At 68.2% G+C, this 1,474-nt stretch carries 3 protein-coding genes; 1 reads left to right on the top strand and 2 read right to left on the bottom strand.

Annotated features, from left to right (window positions below; translation table 11 throughout):
* On the top strand, positions 1-448 hold a 448-nt coding region (locus tag C5O18_RS10575), incomplete at its 5' end, for an LLM class oxidoreductase (RefSeq protein WP_478209696.1).
* 105 nt (positions 449-553) lie between these two features.
* Here the strand turns inward: C5O18_RS10575 and C5O18_RS09485 are convergent.
* Together C5O18_RS09485 and C5O18_RS10570 are read right to left on the bottom strand one after the other, a co-directional pair.
* Positions 554-1,036 (bottom strand): FKBP-type peptidyl-prolyl cis-trans isomerase, encoded by a 483-nt coding sequence (locus C5O18_RS09485; RefSeq protein ID WP_105193384.1) that lies wholly within the window; start codon positions 1,034-1,036, stop codon positions 554-556.
* Positions 1,037-1,122: 86 nt separating this feature from the next.
* Positions 1,123-1,474 (bottom strand): DUF7840 domain-containing protein (locus tag C5O18_RS10570; protein ID WP_478209695.1); only part of this gene is annotated, 352 nt, incomplete at its 5' end.

Here is a 1,474-nt window from a genome sequence, read left to right as displayed (position 1 = left end):
CTACGCCTTCGCCGCGCATTTCGCACCGGGGCAGATGGTGCAGGCGCTGGAGATCTATCGCAGCCAGTTCCGTGCCTCCGCCAGCCTGGCGCAGCCGCGGGTCATGCTGTGCGTGAACGTGTTCGCCGCCGACAGTGACGCCGAGGCCGCCTGGTGGTTCAGCAGCCAGCAGCAGGCCTTCGTCAATCTGCATCGCGGCATGCCGGGCCAGCTGCCGCCGCCGGTGCACGACATGGATCTGGTCTGGACGCCGCTGGAGCGCGCCTGGGTCACGCAGTCGCTGAAATACGCCATGGTCGGTTCGGCGGCGGTCATCCGCGAGTCGCTGGCGGGCTTCCTGGCTGATCACCGGCCGGATGAACTGATGGTGACCGGGCACTTCCATGATCCGGCGGCGCGCCTGCGCTCGCTGGAGATCACGGCCGAGGTCATGCGTTCGCTGGCCTGAGGCCAAGGGCGCTGCGTCCGGAAGAGGGAGGGGGCCGGACGAGGGATGGTCCGGAAACGACAAGGCCCGCGAACGCGGGCCTTGTGCATATCAGCGTGCGCTGCCTCAGTGGTGATGACCACCGGCGCCGTGCACGTGACCGTGGTCCAGCTCTTCCTGCGAGGCGGCGCGGACTTCCTTCACCGTCACGTCGAAGTTCAGGGTCTGGCCGGCCAGCGGGTGGTTGCCGTCGACGGTGATGTTGTCGCCTTCGACCGCGGTCACGGTGATGACCTGCATGCCCTGGCCGGTCTGGGCGTGGAACTGCATGCCGACTTCGATCTGCTCGACACCGGAGAACAGGTGCTTCGGCACCACTTCCACCAGCGCCGGGTTGACTTCGCCGTAGCCTTCGGCGGCCGGGATGCTGACCTTCAGGCTGTCGCCGACGACCTTGCCCAGCAGCGCCTTCTCCAGGCCCGGGATGATGTTCTGGTGACCGTGCAGATAGGCCAGCGGTTCGCCGCCGACGGAGCTGTCGATGATGTCGCCGCCATCGTTGGTCAGGGTGTATTCGATGAGCGCGACGCTGTCCTGGGCGATTTGCATGTCATGGCCTTCATTGGATAGTGGAAAGGGGCAGGGCGGCGCGGCCGCCATGCCGAGGCAGGCATGGTAGCCGATCACGCGCGAATTCAGAAATAACGCAGCCAGCCCAGGCTGAGGACGCTCAGGCTGTCTTCGCGCCATTCCCGGCGGAATTCCAGCCGCAGCGCCTGCTCGCCGCCCATGGGCAGCTGCAGGCCGGTGCGCAGCTCATGGGCCCATGCCGAGGATGGCAGGCGGTAGAGCGAGCGCTGTTCGATCAGCCAGCGCGGCTCGTGGCCCGGTGAGGCCGACAGCGCTGCGATGCCGCCGGTGCAGCCGATACGCGCACCGGTGCCGGCTTCCCAGCCCTTGTCGAGCCCGCCGCCGCCGCGCAGGTCGCTGTGCGACTGGCCGTAGCAGAGCGCCTGGCCGGCGCGCAGGCTGAGGCCGGCGCCACCC

This window comes from Amnimonas aquatica, assembly GCF_002943415.1.
Lineage (GTDB): Bacteria > Pseudomonadota > Gammaproteobacteria > Pseudomonadales > Moraxellaceae > Perlucidibaca > Perlucidibaca aquatica_A.
This window is presented reverse-complemented; position numbering and strand designations above follow the sequence as displayed.